Source organism: Ensifer sp. LC11 (genome assembly GCF_001695835.1).
GTDB lineage: Bacteria > Pseudomonadota > Alphaproteobacteria > Rhizobiales > Rhizobiaceae > Ensifer.
In genome coordinates this window covers 107152-122405 of the sequence record NZ_MBSO01000004.1, presented here as the reverse complement: position 1 = coordinate 122405, position 15254 = coordinate 107152, and the positions used below count along the sequence as shown (strand labels likewise).

At 62.7% G+C, this 15254-nt stretch carries 10 protein-coding genes; 4 read left to right on the top strand and 6 right to left on the bottom strand.

Going from position 1 to position 15254, the window contains the following annotated elements; translation table 11 throughout:
- Positions 1–192: 192 nt before the first annotated feature.
- Both BBX50_RS03350 and BBX50_RS03345 read left to right on the top strand, forming a co-directional pair.
- A complete protein-coding gene (locus BBX50_RS03350) occupies positions 193–1107 on the top strand; it encodes a DMT family transporter (RefSeq protein WP_065773909.1) in 915 nt (304 codons plus the stop codon).
- A gap of 87 nt (positions 1108–1194) precedes the next feature.
- Positions 1195–1683 carry a hypothetical protein gene (locus BBX50_RS03345; protein ID WP_065773908.1) on the top strand — a complete coding sequence of 163 codons (489 nt, stop codon included), beginning with the start codon at positions 1195–1197 and terminating at the stop codon, positions 1681–1683.
- Positions 1684–1709: 26 nt separating this feature from the next.
- Here the strand turns inward: BBX50_RS03345 and BBX50_RS03340 are convergent, their stop codons facing one another.
- The 3 genes from BBX50_RS03340 to BBX50_RS03330 all read right to left on the bottom strand — a co-directional run bounded on the left by BBX50_RS03340 (position 1710) and on the right by BBX50_RS03330 (position 5185).
- The gene (locus BBX50_RS03340) at positions 1710–2669 is read right to left on the bottom strand and encodes a YbhN family protein (RefSeq protein WP_065773907.1); all 960 of its coding nucleotides are present in this window, start codon (positions 2667–2669) and stop codon (positions 1710–1712) included.
- Between the two features lie 477 nt (positions 2670–3146).
- Complete coding sequence (locus BBX50_RS03335; RefSeq protein ID WP_139108551.1) at positions 3147–4538, bottom strand: M20/M25/M40 family metallo-hydrolase; 1392 nt, start codon at positions 4536–4538, stop codon at positions 3147–3149.
- A gap of 203 nt (positions 4539–4741) precedes the next feature.
- The gene (locus BBX50_RS03330) at positions 4742–5185 is read right to left on the bottom strand and encodes a MarR family transcriptional regulator (RefSeq protein WP_065773905.1); all 444 of its coding nucleotides are present in this window, start codon (positions 5183–5185) and stop codon (positions 4742–4744) included.
- A gap of 519 nt (positions 5186–5704) precedes the next feature.
- Here BBX50_RS03330 and polA point away from each other — a divergent pair.
- Both polA and purU read left to right on the top strand, forming a co-directional pair.
- Positions 5705–8713, top strand: coding sequence for a DNA polymerase I (polA, locus tag BBX50_RS03325; RefSeq protein WP_065773904.1), 3009 nt, complete (start codon positions 5705–5707; stop codon positions 8711–8713).
- Between the two features lie 310 nt (positions 8714–9023).
- Complete coding sequence (purU, locus tag BBX50_RS03320) at positions 9024–9878, top strand: formyltetrahydrofolate deformylase (protein WP_065773903.1); 855 nt, start codon at positions 9024–9026, stop codon at positions 9876–9878.
- 53 nt (positions 9879–9931) lie between these two features.
- Here the strand turns inward: purU and BBX50_RS03315 are convergent, their stop codons facing one another.
- Genes BBX50_RS03315 through BBX50_RS03305 form a run of 3 tightly spaced genes read right to left on the bottom strand, consistent with a single transcriptional unit; the run spans position 9932 to position 15000 of the window.
- Positions 9932–10576, bottom strand: coding sequence for a TetR family transcriptional regulator (locus BBX50_RS03315; RefSeq protein ID WP_065773902.1), 645 nt, complete (start codon positions 10574–10576; stop codon positions 9932–9934).
- 53 nt (positions 10577–10629) lie between these two features.
- Positions 10630–13770 (bottom strand): efflux RND transporter permease subunit, encoded by a 3141-nt coding sequence (locus tag BBX50_RS03310; protein ID WP_065773901.1) that lies wholly within the window; start codon positions 13768–13770, stop codon positions 10630–10632.
- A gap of 9 nt (positions 13771–13779) precedes the next feature.
- The gene (locus tag BBX50_RS03305; RefSeq protein ID WP_065773900.1) at positions 13780–15000 is read right to left on the bottom strand and encodes an efflux RND transporter periplasmic adaptor subunit; all 1221 of its coding nucleotides are present in this window, start codon (positions 14998–15000) and stop codon (positions 13780–13782) included.
- Positions 15001–15254 lie beyond the last annotated feature (254 nt).

Here is a 15254-nt window from a genome sequence, read left to right as displayed (position 1 = left end):
ACCTCCTCCCGCGGCGCCCGATGCGGGTCGATGGCACTCCTCCTCCCAGTCATCGATCAAGTTCGAGAGCCCCGTGTACCTCCTCCCACACGGGGCTCTTTTCATGTCTCGAATGCGCCCGTGTTTCCATGTAAGTGGCGTTCGTCGCGCGCGACCGGCGGTGCGGCAGGTTCATGCAGGTATCGGCGTGCCATGACGTCCACGGCTTCCCAAGCTTTCAAGCCTTCAAAAGCAAACGGTTACGTTTTCATACTTCTGGCGATCGTGATTTTCTCGATCCAGGACGGCATCTCCAAGCATCTGGGCGCAATCTATCCGCCGGTCTTCGTGGCGATGATTCGGTACTGGGCCTTCGCGCTCTTTGCGATCGCGCTTGCCGCGCGCACCAAGGAAGGCCTGAAAGTCACGGCGACAACCAAGAGACCATGGCTTCAGATTTTGCGTGGCGTGTTGCTGCCGACCCAGATCGTCATGGTCATCACCTCGTTTACATGGGTGGGGCTTGCCCATTCGCAGGCGATCCTTGCGGCGACGCCTTTGTTCGTAGCGCTGCTTTCGATGCCGTTGCTGGGCGAGCGGGTCGGCTGGCGGCGTTGGCTGGCGATCTCGGTTGGCCTCGGCGGCGTGCTTCTCATCCTGAAGCCTGCCGAAGGCGCGTTCGAGCAAACCTTCCTGCTGCCACTCGGAGCGGCCCTCCTGTTTGCGCTCTACGTCATCGTCACGCGGCTCGTCAGCCGGCAGGATTCGGCGATGACCAGTTTCTTTTACACCGGCGTCGTCGGTGCCGCGGCGATCAGTCTGGTCGGCCCTTTCTTCTGGGTCACGCTTTCGCCCGCAGATTGGGGCTGGATGCTGCTGCTCTGCATCACCGGCTCCTCCAGCCATTACTTCCTCATTCGTGCCTACGAGGTCCTCGATGCGGTGGCCGTCCAGCCGCTGACCTATCTGCAGCTCGTCTTCGCTTCGATCATGGGCGTGACGCTCTTCAGCGAGACGCTGACGGTCAACATGATCGCAGGCTCCGTGCTGGTGGTCGCCGCCGGTATCTTCACCGTGTGGCGCGAGCGCGTCGTCGCCCGCCGCCGGGCCGGCTTGCCGCCCGCCTGACCTCCGATCGACGATATTTCCGCGAATCCTGCTATGGCTTCGCCTTATTGTTGTGCTCGGGTGCGAGCCGACGCGAAGGAGGGCCGCATGAAGCTACGATCCACCGTCATCGCGCTCAGCGCCTTCGCAGCGCTGAACAGCGGTGCCGTGGCACAGGACAGCGTCGGCTATATCGACGACCGCTCCGATGGCGCTGCCCTCGTTCGCTCGCTTTACAACGCCATCAATCGCAAGGAATTTGCCCGCGCCTATGGCTACTTCGGTGAATCGAAACCGGTCGGCGGTTTCCAGACCTTCACCCGTGGCTATGCGCGCACCGTCTCCGTCGAGGTGAAGATCGGCAAGGTCAGGACGGAGGCTGGCGCCGGCAGCATCTATGCGGCTGTCCCGGTCGCGGTGAAGTCCGTCGAGAAACGATCGCGGGTTCGGTTCTTCGCCGGTTGCTACGTCGCGCGCATCATCAATCCGTCCTTGCAGGTACCGCCGTTTACGCCCTACCAGATCGAAGCCGCGCGGCTTCGGGAAGTGAAGGGACCGCTCGAGCAGGCGGTGCCCGGCGTCTGCAACGCACCCTGATTGCGCAAGATCGCTGAGCCGCCTTCTTAATGAAGATCAGTTCCGCCGGGGTGATGTCGCTGCGCGACGAAGCGCGCCCGTTCGAAGACGAGGATCACTACCAGCGCCAGGATGAAGGGAATGATCAGGTAGAGCAGCCGGAAAATCGCAAGTGCCGCAAGAACGGCGGCCGGGTCCATTTCCGGCAATGCGGCGATGAAGATCAGTTCGAGCACGCCAAGCCCGCCAGGTGCATGCGAAAGAAGGGCGGCTGAAAAGGAGGCGAGGAAAATCCCGAGGATGACGATGTAGCCCGGATTTCCGGCTTCCGGCAGCGCGAAATAGATGATCCCGGCGGCGCCGATCAGTTCCACTGGCGCGATCACCAATTGCCGGAACACGATCTTCGGCTTCGGGTAGTGAAGCTGGAACCAGCGCGTGCGGAACGAGGGAAGGCCGACGAGACTGCCGATGACGTAAAGCCCGATGACGATGAGGATGAGCACACCCGTCGTCAGCGACATTTCCACCGGCAGGAATTCCGCGAAGCGCTCGATGATGTCGGGCCGCACCAGCAGCACGACGGCCGAAAGCACAAGCGTGCCGAGCGTGAAGGTAAAGGAGCAGAAGGCGACGAGCACGCCGACTTCGCCCGGCGACAACCCCTTGGATCGGTAGGCGCGGTAACGCACGACCGCGCCGGAAAAGACCGAGGCGCCGAGATTGTGCGAAAGCGCGTAGGTGGTGAACGAGCAGAGCGTGATGAACCACAGCGAGATGCGGTGGCCAAGATGGTCGAGCGCCAGCCGGTCATAGGCGGCAAGCGCTGCATAGGCGACCAGCGTCGAGCCAATCGCAAGCAGCCAGCTTTCGAGCGAAATCGCATTGAAGCTCGCGAGGAACTCGTCGAGCGACAGGCCGCGAAGCTCATGATAGAGCGCGTTTACCGAAAAGAGGATCGCCAGAAGCCCGACGACAGGCCAGAAATAGGTCTGCAGCCTCTTCATGCCGGCATCGCGATCGACGTGAGGGGGAGGACGCGGCGCTCGGCGGACAGCTTGGTTGCTGCCGCCCTTGAGGTTCCCAGAGCGAAGAAGCCCTTTCTGCCAAACCGCCTTGTCATAGCGTCACGCCCGCAGCGCGCCGCTTCGGTCCTTACCCTTGCCAACGATCCGATTTCCCTTTGTGATGTGTTTCACAAAAAGGAAGCACCTGAGACCCCGGAGGTCAAGGATTGAAGGTCATTCCAGGGTCGAGAAACGGCCGGGAAACGGTGAAGGGGAAACGGTAAACCGCCGGCTTGGCACCGACCGGGCCACAAGGCGCACGTACCGGCAGACCTGATGCGCGAAAGGGTTGCATCTTTGGCGGCGGTGCCGCCGTGGTCGAAGGGCCGCAGCGGAGCGTTCCGCCGCGGCTTGTCGAGTTGAGCGGGAGGTGAGCGGAAAACCGCCCACACTTTCTCTCATCCCGCTCTGACCGCCTCAGGCCGCAAGCGCGTCCAGGATGCGGATCCAGGAGCGGATGCCCTTGTGATAGGACTGCAGCTCGTATTTTTCGTTCGGCGAGTGGATGCGGTCGTCGGAGAGACCGAAGCCGACGAGCAGCGATTCCATGCCGAGCATCTTCTGGAAATCGCCGACGATCGGGATCGATCCACCCATGCCGATGATGACGGCGGGCTTCGGCCATTCGTCGGAAAGTGCCGTCTTCGCCGTGTTGAGCAGCGGCGATTCGTAGGGCAGGTGGATGGCCGGAGAGCCGCCGTGAGCATGGAACTCCACCGAGCAATCCGCCGGCACCTTGGAGCGGACATAGGCGCGGAAGGCCTCGCGGATCTTTTCCGGGTTCTGGTTGCCGACGAGCCGGAAGGACACCTTCGCGGAAGCCTCCGCCGCAATCACCGTCTTGAAGCCTTCGCCGGTATAGCCGCCGGTGATGCCGTTGACTTCGGCGGTCGGGCGCGCCCAGGTCAGTTCCAGCACCGAGCGGTTCTTTTCGCCCGACGGGATCGACAGGCCGATTTCGCCAAGGAATTTTTCCGCCGTTTGACCGAGCGTCTCCCAGGCGGCCTTGATCTGGGCCGGGGTTTCTTCGACGCCGTCGTAGAAGCCGGGGAGCGTCACGCGGCTGTTTTCGTCGTGGAGGCCGGCGAGAATGGTCGTCAGGATACGGATCGGGTTTGCGGCGGCACCACCGAAGTAACCCGAATGCAGGTCACGGTCGGCAGCCTTGATGATGACTTCCTCACCGACGAGGCCACGCAGGCCGGCAGAGATCGCGGGCGTGTCCCGGTCCCACATGCTGGTGTCGCAGACCAGCGCATAGTCGGCCTTAAGCTCAGCGGCATTGGCTTCGAGGAAGGGCTTCAGCGACGGCGAGCCGGATTCCTCTTCGCCTTCGAAGAGAATGGTGACGCGGCAGGGCAGGGCGCCATGAACGTCCTTGTAGGCGCGAACCGCCTCGACGAACGTCAAAAGCTGACCCTTGTCGTCGGCCGTGCCGCGGCCGGTGATCACCTTGCGACCGGGCTCGATTTCCTTGATGCCGGGCTCGAAGGGATCGGTGTCCCAGAGGTTCAGCGGGTCGACCGGCTGGACGTCGTAGTGACCGTAGAAGAGGACGTGCGGCGCATCGGGCCTCGCGCCGTCGTGATGGGCGACGACCATCGGATGACCGGGCGTGTCGCGCACCGACGCGGCAAAGCCGAGGGTGTTGAGTTCCGCCACCAGCCATTCGGCTGCCTTGCGGCATTCGGCCTTGAAGGCCGGGTCGGTCGAGATCGACTTGATCCGAACGAGATCGAACAGCCGGTCGAGGCTGTCAGGCAGGTTGGCGTCTGCGCGTTCAAGTACGGAGGTGATGTGTGCCATCATGCATATCCTTGCTTCGGTTTTGCCGGAACCTACTGCAAGTAGCGGCAAATCGAAATCGCTTTTGCGCGCAAAATCATCCAGTGGCTTCACAGCGCCGCATGCCTTCACGCCCGCTGGCTCGCTCGGCGCGGCTGCTCTGGTTTAGAGCCAGACGCCACCGGCTTTAAGCCAAATTTTTTGATGGAACGATCAGAGCAGGGAGTTCAGACGCGGCCGTCGCCGCGCGCCATGCTGGCGAGCGCCATGCGCATATATTCAAGCATCAGCTCGCGCTCGAAGTTTCTGAGGCCGGAAAGCAGCGACTGGTCGGCGGCAAGCGCTGCTTCTTTCGCGGCTGCCTCCATCTCCTTCGCCCGTTCGGTGAGGAAAACCTGCTGCGAACGCTTGTCCTGCGGGTGTTTGCGGCGGACGATGAGCCCGTCGCGCTCCATGCGCGCAAGTGTGTTGGCCATCGTCGCCTGTTCGATATCGAGCCGATCGAGCAGTTGCTTCTGAGTGAGGCCTTCTTCGGCCCAAAGCTCGAGCAGGATGGGAAATTGTCCGGGCGCGAACCCAAGCTTCTGGCCGCGCTCGTGAAGCGCGCGCGAAAAGCCCTTCGCCAAAAGGCTGGCCAGGTAGGTCGCAGATTCCATACGATTGAAGGCCATGCCTATCGGTACGCTCGAACCGCCATGAAGACAAGTTACAATGCAGGCGATGTACCTTGGTTCCAGCCGCACTCACTCCGATTTGAGCGGGCCTGATTGGACCCTGCCCCGGCAAAACAAAAAACCGCCACGGCGCGGAGGCGGCGCCGTGGCGGCTTCCTGAAAACGGGACAAAGGCCCGGAGAGGGGGATAAGGCCTTTGTCCTCATCTGGTGCGGGCGGGGGACAGGCCAATCACCAGAAGACGGCATCACTCGGTGCCGTTGACTAGGATTTGAGGAGTCAAATGTGGCTTTTCAAGGATAGGTCGGGCGAATCGGACATTACAAATGCGTAACGTTTGCGTGAAAGCCGGGCCGGCCCCAGCCGTCGCTCAAATGCCGCTCCGACAGCGCGAAAGAGGACCGTCAGTCACCATCGCCGGTGGTGATCAGGCGCTTTGCTTTCCGGCTCGAAATGTAGTGTTGCGCGGGAAAACCGCAATGGACCTTTGTCTCACCCCGCGCTATCCATTTGCCCATGAAAAACGGTGATCATCTCTTCCTCGTCGACGGCTCAGGATTCATCTTCCGGGCGTTCCACGCCATTCCACCGCTCAACCGCAAGTCCGACGGCCTTCCCGTCAATGCGGTATCGGGTTTCTGCAACATGTTGTGGAAGCTGCTCACCGATGCGCGCGACACGTCGGTCGGCGTCACGCCGACGCACTTCGCGGTCATCTTCGACTATTCGTCGAAGACCTTCCGCAATGCGCTCTACGATCAGTACAAGGCCAACCGTACCGCCCCGCCGGAAGACCTCATTCCGCAGTTCGGCCTGATCCGCCATGCGACCCGCGCCTTCAACCTGCCTTGCATCGAAAAGGAAGGCTATGAGGCCGACGATCTGATCGCGACCTATACGCGCCTTGCCGAAAAGGCGGGCGCCAGCGTCACCATCATCTCGTCCGACAAGGACCTGATGCAGCTCGTCACGCCGAACGTCTCGATGTACGACAGCATGAAGGACAAGCAGATCTCGATTCCTGACGTGATCGAGAAATGGGGCGTGCCGCCGGAGAAGATGATCGATCTCCAGGCGATGACCGGTGACTCGACCGACAACGTTCCCGGCATTCCCGGCATCGGCCCGAAGACGGCGGCACAGCTGCTGGAAGAGTACGGCGATCTCGACACGCTGCTTGCCCGCGCCGGTGAAATCAAGCAGGCCAAGCGCCGCGAAAACATCATCGCCAATGCCGATCTCGCGCGCCTGTCGCGCCAGCTCGTAGAGCTGAAGACCGATACGCCGCTCGATGTCCCGCTGGAAGAGCTGGGCCTGGAACCCCAGAACGGACCGAAGCTGATCGCTTTCTTGAAGGCGATGGAATTCACGACGCTGACCCGCCGTGTCGCGACGGCAACGGGCACCGACACAGACGCCGTCGATGCCGCCAATGTACCGGTGGAATGGGGCGCGGAGGCGCGTGGTCCGGACCTTGACAAGGGAGAGGCAGCAAAGACCGTCAGTAACGGTTCCGCCGCCAAGGCAGTCGTCCGCGGTGAAGCGGCCGAAGCGGCTGCCGTTCTGTCGCGCTCCGGCGAAACGGACGCAGGAGACGCCACGCCGCAGGCGCTGGCCGCCGCCCGCGCGGAAGTCTTCGCCAAGGCGCCGTTCGATCACAGCGGCTATGTGACGATCCGCGACATCGCCACCCTCGACCAGTGGATATCAGCTGCGCGAGAAGCCGGCGTCGTCGGTTTCGACACGGAGACGACGTCGCTCGATGCGATGCAGGCCGATCTCGTCGGGTTCTCGCTGGCGATCGCCGACCATCGACCCGATCCGACGGGTGCCTCGATCCGTGCGGCCTATGTTCCGCTGATTCACAAGACCGGCGTCGGTGATCTGCTTGGTGGCGGGATGGCCGAAAACCAGATCCCGGTCGGCGAGGCCTTGAGCCGGCTGAAGCGGCTGCTGGAGGATCCATCGGTCCTCAAGGTCGCGCAGAACCTGAAATACGATTACCTCGTGATGAAGCGGCACGGCATCACCGTGGAGAGCTTCGACGACACCATGCTGATGTCCTATGTCGTCGACGCCGGCAACGGCACGCACGGCATGGACTCGCTCTCCGAACGCTGGCTCAATCACAAGCCGATCCCCTACAAGGACATCACCGGCAGCGGCAAATCGTCGGTCACCTTCGATTTCGTCGACATCGACCGGGCAACGGCCTATGCCGCCGAGGATGCGGACGTCACGTTGAGGCTATGGCACATCCTGAAGGCGCGGCTTGTCGCCAAGGGACTGACACGCGTCTATGAGCGGCTGGAGCGACCGCTGGTCGCGGTGCTCGCGCGCATGGAAGACCGTGGCATCACCATCGATCGCCAGATCCTGTCGCGGCTTTCGGGTGAACTGGCGCAAGGGGCAGCGGCGCTTGAGGACGAGATCTACAAGCTCGCCGGCGAAACCTTCACCATCGGTTCGCCAAAGCAGCTCGGCGACATCCTGTTCGGCAAGATGGGCTTTGCCGGCGGCTCGAAGACCAAGACCGGGCAATGGTCGACCTCGGCGCAGGTGCTGGAAGATCTCGCCGCCGAAGGCCATGAACTGCCGCGCAAGATCGTCGACTGGCGGCAGCTGACCAAGCTCAAGTCCACCTATACCGATGCGCTTCCGGGTTTCGTCCACCCGCAGACGAAGCGGGTGCACACGTCCTATGCGCTCGCCGCCACGACAACCGGCCGCCTGTCGTCCTCGGATCCGAACCTTCAGAACATTCCGGTGCGCACCGCCGAGGGCCGCAAGATCCGCACGGCTTTCATCGCCACACCCGGCCACAAGCTGGTCTCGGCGGACTACAGCCAGATCGAACTGCGTGTGCTCGCCCATGTCGCCGACATTCCGCAGCTGCGCCAGGCCTTCGCCGACAGCGTCGACATTCATGCGATGACGGCGTCCGAAATGTTCGGCGTGCCGGTCGAGGGCATGCCGAGCGAAATCCGCCGGCGCGCCAAGGCCATCAACTTCGGCATCATCTACGGCATCTCGGCCTTCGGCCTTGCCAATCAGCTGTCGATCGAACGCTCCGAAGCCGGCGATTACATCAAGCGCTACTTCGAGCGCTTCCCCGGCATTCGCGATTATATGGAAGGCACCAAGGCCTTTGCTCGTGAGCACGGCTATGTCGAGACCATCTTCGGTCGTCGCGCGCATTATCCCGATATTCGCTCGTCCATCCCGTCGCATCGTGCCTTCAACGAACGCGCCGCGATCAACGCACCGATCCAGGGCTCGGCGGCCGACATCATCCGCCGCGCCATGGTGAAGATGGAGCCGGCACTGGCGGAGGCGAAGCTTTCGGCCCGCATGTTGCTGCAGGTGCATGACGAACTGATCTTCGAGGTTGAGGAGGCAGAGGTCGAAAAGACCATTCCGATCGTCGTCTCCGTGATGGAGAACGCCGCGATGCCGGCGCTCGACATGAAGGTGCCGCTCAAGGTCGATGCGCGCGCCGCGACCAACTGGGATGAGGCGCACTGAAGCAATTCCAGGAAAAGTGTGTAGCGGTTTTCCGTCCGGAATTGCGAGGGGGAAAAAGTGCGCAGCGGTTTTCTATCCGGCGCTGCGCCTGGTTTTCTGATGGAATCCTCTCAGAAAACCTCAAAAGTCACATGCGATGAATCTTGCAGCGCCCGGGGGCATTTTATGCCCCCGGGCGCCTTTCCATCAGGATGAGAGAAAGCGCCGGCCGTCGCTGCCGGAATGATTGCCGGCGCGTTCGATACCTCATAGGCAGCGGTTGGGAAGGGGCCCGAAGCCCCGTCCGAAACGGCTGCAATCGGAGGAGATCATGGCGCCGAAGACCTTCATTCTTGTCCTGTCCTGCGACGACAAGCCCGGCATTGTCGCCGCCGTCACCACCGAGCTTGCCGGCCTCGGCGCCAACATCGCCGAGAGCAACCAGTTCTGGGATACAAAGACGAACAGCTTCTTCATGCGCATCGCTTTCCAGGTGCCGGAAAATGTTGTTGCAAGCGACGTTGAGCGCGCCCTGCGCCCGGCCGTCGAGCGCTTCCAGATGCGGACCACTCTTGCCGATGCAGGCGTGAAACCGAAGATCCTCGTCCTCGTTTCCAAGTTCGACCATGCGCTGCTGCACCTGCTCTACCAGATCCGCGTCGGTTGGCTGAATGCGGAGGTCGTTGCCATCGTCTCCAACCATGAGGACAGCCGGCGTACGGCGGAAGCCGAGGGGCTCGCCTATCACTGTTGGCCGGTATCGAAGGAGAACAAGGCCGAGCAGGAGGAGCGGCTCTTGCGCCTGGTGCAGGAGACCGGCGCCGACCTCGTCATCCTCGCCCGCTACATGCAGGTTTTCTCCGACAGCCTGTCGAAGCGCCTCTACGGCAAGGCGATCAACATCCACCATTCCTTCCTGCCGAGCTTCAAGGGCGCCAGGCCCTACCATCAGGCGCACGAGCGCGGCGTGAAGCTGATCGGCGCGACGGCGCATTACGTTACGCCCGATCTCGACGAAGGCCCGATCATCGAACAGGAAACCGAGCGCGTCAGCCATGCGCTGACGGCCGAGGATTTTGTCGCGACCGGCCGCGACATTGAAAGCCGCGTGCTTGCCCGAGCCGTCAAGCTGCACCTGGAGCGGCGCGTGATGCTCAACGGTCACAAGACGGTGGTGTTCAGCTAAGAGGGCCCGAAAGGCATCCGAGCCGGTACCCGCACGGGCGCCGGCTCAGGATGTTAGGGGCGTGCGGCAACGGCGGTTGCTGTGATCGCCGGCGCGCGAAAGCTGGCAAACAGGCGGCTCAGACCTTCGCGTCCGTCGGCCGTCAGATCAAAGCGGCGGCCAAAGAGCAGCCATTCGGTACAGAGGCCGAGCATCATCCAGTGCAGTGTCCGCGTCGCCGAGGCCGGCGTCCAGCTCTCGTGCATCTGACCCTTGGCGAGCGCGCGCGAGAAGGCGAGTTCGAGCAGGACATTGTGGCGCTCGTCGAGTTCTTTCTGGCGGGTCAGGACCTCGCTCATGTCGCCGTCGTAATTGGTGCGCAACATGATCGTCAGAATGCGCTGGCGCTGCTCGTCGGCGGCCAGAACATCCAGCCAGTCGCCCATGGCGCCTTCGAGAATGGAAAGGGTATCGGCTGCTTCCGCCTCGATTTCGCGGGCGACCATGTCTTCCTGTGGCAGAGGCACGGCGTCGTGCAGCGCAAGGAAAAGGTCGGTCTTGTTGGCAAAGTGCCAATAGATGGCGCCGCGCGTGACGCCTGCGACCTTGGCGATTTCGTCAAGCGTGGTGTTGGACACGCCCTTTTCATAGAAGACGCGCTCTGCGGCGCCTAGGATCTTCTGCCGGGTTGCTTCTGCGTCGGCCTTTGTTCGGCGCATTCATTCCTCCTCAGGCGACGGCCCGCCGAATGGGCGGGCCGTCCAATGTCAGCTTACTCGGCTGGTGTCGGGTTTTCTGCGGCTGTCGGTGTGTTTTCCACCTTCTTGCGACCGAAGATCTTCGTGACGAACACGAAGAACACCGGGACAAAGAAGACCGCCAGCACCGTTGCCGAGATCATCCCGCCCATGACGCCGGTGCCGATGGCGCGCTGGCTGCCCGAGCTGGCACCCGTGGCGATCGCCAGCGGCAGAACGCCGAGCGTGAAGGCCAGCGACGTCATCAGGATCGGACGGAAGCGCAGATGCGCCGCCTCCAGTGTCGCATCGATCAGCGATTTGCCCTGCTCGCGCAGTTCTTTGGCAAACTCGATGATCAGGATCGCGTTCTTGGCCGACAGGCCGATGATCGCGATGAGACCGACCTTGAAGTAAACGTCGTTCGGCATGTCGCGCATGGTGACCGCCAAAACGGAGCCGATGACGCCGAGCGGCACCACCATGATGACCGCGACCGGGATCGACCAGCTCTCATAGAGTGCGGCCAGGCACAGGAATACCAGAAGGCACGACAGCGCGATCAGGAGCGGTGCCTGGGTGCCCGACTGGATTTCCTGCAGAGACTGGCCGGTCCACTCGTAACCGAAGCCAGCAGGCAATTGCCCCGCCAGCCGTTGCATCTCGGCAATCGCGTCACCCGAGGAGTAGCCGTGGGCGGCTTCACCGCTGATACGGACGGATGGGTAGCCGTTATAGCCGATCGTCTGGGTCGAAGCCTTCACCCATTCCACGGTCGCGAAGGCTGACAGCGGTACCATGCCGCCATTGGTATTGCGGACGTTCAGGTTCAGGAGGTCGGCGGTCTGCATGCGCTGACCTTCGTCCGCCTGCACCGTCACGCGCTGCATGCGTCCGGCGTTGGGGAAGTCGTTGACGTAGGACGAGCCGAGGTTGGTCGAGATCGTCGAGTTGATGTCGGCGAAAGTGACCCCGAAGGTATTCGCCTTCTCGCGGTCAATGGTCACGCTGACCTGGGCCGCATCCGGCATGCCTTCGAAGCGAACGCCCGTGAGCACCTTGCTCTCCGCGGCCATTCCGAGAAGCTGGTCGCGGGCCTGCGACAGCGCCGCTTCGCCGAGACCGCCGCGGTCCTGCAGGCGGAAGGAGAAGCCGCCCGTGGTGCCGAGGCCCTGGATCGCCGGCGGCGACAGCGCGAAGCTGATCGCATCCTTGATCTGGCTCATGGCCATCGTTGCGCGCATGGCGATCGACTGGGCCGCATTGTCGGCGTCGCGTTCCTTCCAGTCTTTCAGCGTCACGAAGGCGAGCGCTGCGTTCTGGCCGGTGCCGAAGAAGGAGAAGCCGTTGATCGCGATGATGCGTTCGACAGCGCCCTCCTGGGCGAAGATCTTCTCCGTCTGCTCGACGACTTCGGTGGTCCGGTTGCCCGTGGCTTCCGACGGGAGCTGCATCATCACGATGACATAGCCCTGGTCCTCATCCGGCAGGAACGACGACGGCAGCTTCATGAACAGCCAGCCGAGACCGGCCAGCACCGCCAGATAGACGATCATGTAGCGGCCCGAGCGGTTGACGAGGCCCTTCACCAGGCCGCTATAGCCGTGCGAGGTCTTGTCGAAGGTCCGGTTGAACCAGCCGAAGAAACCGCGCTTGGCGTGGTGATGGCCCTTCGGAACCTGCTTCAGGAAGCTCGCGCAAAGTGCAGGCGTCAGCGACAGGGCAAGCAGCGCCGAGAACAGGATCGACACGACCATCGTCAGCGAGAACTGGCGATAGATCACGCCGACGGCGCCGGGGAAGAAGGCCATCGGAATGAACACCGAGGCAAGCACCAGCGTGATACCGATGACGGCGCCGGTGATCTGCTTCATTGCCTTGCGGGTCGCTTCCTTCGGCGTCAGCCCTTCCTCCGACATGATGCGTTCGACGTTTTCGACGACGATGATCGCATCGTCGACGAGAATGCCGATCGCCAGCACCATGCCGAACATGGTGAGCACATTGATCGAGAAGCCCATCGCCAGCATGACGGCGCAGGTGCCGAGCAGAGCGACCGGCACGACGAGCGTCGGGATGATGGTGTAGCGGATGTTCTGCAGGAACAGGAACATCACGATGAAGACGAGCGCAACGGCTTCGACGAGGGTCGAAAGCACCTTCTCGATCGAGACGGCGACGAAGGGCGAGGTGTCGTAGGGGATCGAATACTCGAGGCCCTGCGGGAAGAACTTCGCCAGTTCGTCCATGCGTTCCTTGATCGCAGCCGAGGTCGACATGGCGTTGCCGCTCGGCGAAAGCTGGACGGCGATGGCCGCGGACGGCTTGCCGTTGAGCCGCGTCGAGAAGGCGTAGCTCTCGCCGCCGATCTCGAGACGGGCGACGTCGCGCAGGCGAACCGAAGAGCCGTCCGGATTGGCGCGAAGCACGATGGCGCCGAATTCCTCGGCGCTCTCGAGCTGACCCTTGACGACGACGGGTGCGCTGATCTGCTGGGTGATCGGGTTCGGCTGCGCGCCGATCGAGCCGGAGGCGATCTGGGCGTTCTGCGCCTGGATCGCAGCCGTCACGTCGGCAGCCGTCAGGTTGAGACCCAGCATCTTGTCGGGATCGAGCCAGACGCGCATCGAGCGTTCGGTGGCAAACAGCTGCGCGCGGCCGACACCGGGCACGCGCTGCACTTCGCTCAGAACGTTGCGGCTGAGGTAGTCGCCGAGGCCGATCGCATCCATAGAGCCGTCGGTCGAGGTCAGCGCGATGATCAGCAGGAAGCCGGAGCCGGCTTCATCAACCTGCACGCCCTGGCGCTTGACCGAATCGGGCAGGCGCGGCTCGACGCGGCGAACACGGTTCTGGATGTCGACCGCCGCCTGTCCCGGATCGGTGCCGGGCGCAAAGGTGGCGCTGATTTCAACCGAGCCGGAAGCGCTCGACGTCGATTCGAAGTAGAGCAGGCCTTCGACGCCGTTCAGCTCGTCTTCGATCAGTCGCGTGACGCTCTGATAGGTGTCCTGCGACGAAGCGCCGGGATAGCTCGTGTTGATGGAGATCTGTGGCGGCGCGACGTCAGGATATTGCGAGACCGGCAGAAGCGGAATCGCAATGACGCCGGCGACCATGATGAAGATCGCCACCACCCAGGCAAAAATAGGCCTGTCGATGAAAAAACTAGGCATCAATCAAACTCACTTTGTAGCTTCGGCAGGCTTCTCGCCGGCAGATGCCGTCGTTTGCGCCGCTTCGGCCGCAGGCTTTGCGTCCGGGTTCCAGTCCGTCGGCTCGACCGGCGCACCGGGGCCGATCTTCTGGAAGCCTTCGACGATGACTTTCTCGCCGGCCTTGAGACCGGAGGTTACCTGCCAACGGGTGCCGATCGTACGGCCGAGCGTGACATTGCGGAACTCGACCTTGTTGTCGGCGGCAACGACATAGACCTGCGACTGGCCGGCATTGTTGCGCTGGACGGCTTGCTGCGGAACGGTGATCGCGTCCTTCTCGACGCCCTGCTGAACGAGCACGCGCACGTACATGCCCGGAAGCAGGTCATTGTCGGGGTTCGGGAACTCACCGCGCAGCGTCACCTGGCCGGTGGTCGCATCAACGGCCGCTTCCGAAAACAGGAGCTTGCCCTTGTGTTCGTAAGCGGTGCCGTCGTCGAGCACGAGCTGGACTTCGGCCTCCTCGTCACCGCTCATCATCTCGCCTTCCTCGAGCGCCTTGCGCAGGCGGATGAGGTCGGTCGCCGACTGGGTGAAGTCGGCATAGAGCGGATCGAGCTGCTGGATCGTCGCGAGATTTTCCGAGCTGTTGGCGCTGACCAGTGCGCCTTCGGTAATCAGCGCGCGGCCGATGCGGCCGCTGATCGGCGCCGTGACGTCGGCATATTGCAGGTCGAGTTGCGCTGCCGCCAGACCCGCCTGGGCAATCGCGACGTCCGCGTCGGCGGCGGCCAGCAGGGCGGACGCGTCGTCGAAACTCTGGGCGGCAACGACGTTCGCCTTCTTCAGCTGCTCCTGGCGGTCAGCCTTCTGCTGGGCCTGCAGGCGCACGGACTGGGCACGCCTGAGCGTTGCCTCGGCCTTTTCGACCTGCACGCGGAAGGGGGCCGGGTCGATGCGGTAGAGCACGTCGCCCTCGTTGACCTTGGAGCCCTGCTGGAAGACACGCTCGACGACGATGCCGGAGACGCGCGGGCGCACTTCGGCGACGCGTGTCGCGGTGATGCGGCCGGGAAGCTCGTTGGTGATCGGCAGCGTTTCGGTCTTGGTGGTGAAGACGGCGACCGCGGACGGGGGAAATGCGGCGGCTGCCGGCGCCTCGTCCTCTTTCTGGCAACCGGAAAGAAGAATCACGGTTGCCAAGGCGGCGGCCAGTGTCGGTCGGTTCATGCGCATAGCGATGTCCATATTCGGTGACCGCAGGCGGCCGGTGCATCTCGCAAGAGGCCCGTGCGGTCCGGAAGTGAAGGGAAGCGGAACCGGTATCAGGGTCGGCAAATACCGGAAAGCTAATATACAAACACAAATGTATGTTAATTTGCTTTGCAGCGCAACAGCAGGATGCGGTGCGTCGAGCCAAAAAATAACTTAGCCGCCACAGGGGTTTATGCTCCATGGCGGCTTAATTTCACGTAGCTGTGATAGGGCGTGGCCCTAAGAAC

Bases quoted from the DNA above. Each gene is read 5' to 3' on its own strand.
- BBX50_RS03350 (WP_065773909.1), top strand. From the start codon at position 193: ATGACGTCCACGGCTTCCCAAGCTTTCAAGCCTTCAAAAGCAAACGGT.
- BBX50_RS03345 (WP_065773908.1), top strand. From the start codon at position 1,195: ATGAAGCTACGATCCACCGTCATCGCGCTCAGCGCCTTCGCAGCGCTG.
- BBX50_RS03340 (WP_065773907.1), bottom strand. From the start codon at position 2,669: ATGAAGAGGCTGCAGACCTATTTCTGGCCTGTCGTCGGGCTTCTGGCG.
- BBX50_RS03335 (WP_139108551.1), bottom strand. From the start codon at position 4,538: ATGATGGCACACATCACCTCCGTACTTGAACGCGCAGACGCCAACCTG.
- BBX50_RS03330 (WP_065773905.1), bottom strand. From the start codon at position 5,185: ATGGCCTTCAATCGTATGGAATCTGCGACCTACCTGGCCAGCCTTTTG.
- polA (WP_065773904.1), top strand. From the start codon at position 5,705: ATGAAAAACGGTGATCATCTCTTCCTCGTCGACGGCTCAGGATTCATC.
- purU (WP_065773903.1), top strand. From the start codon at position 9,024: ATGGCGCCGAAGACCTTCATTCTTGTCCTGTCCTGCGACGACAAGCCC.
- BBX50_RS03315 (WP_065773902.1), bottom strand. From the start codon at position 10,576: ATGCGCCGAACAAAGGCCGACGCAGAAGCAACCCGGCAGAAGATCCTA.
- BBX50_RS03310 (WP_065773901.1), bottom strand. From the start codon at position 13,770: ATGCCTAGTTTTTTCATCGACAGGCCTATTTTTGCCTGGGTGGTGGCG.
- BBX50_RS03305 (WP_065773900.1), bottom strand. From the start codon at position 15,000: ATGGACATCGCTATGCGCATGAACCGACCGACACTGGCCGCCGCCTTG.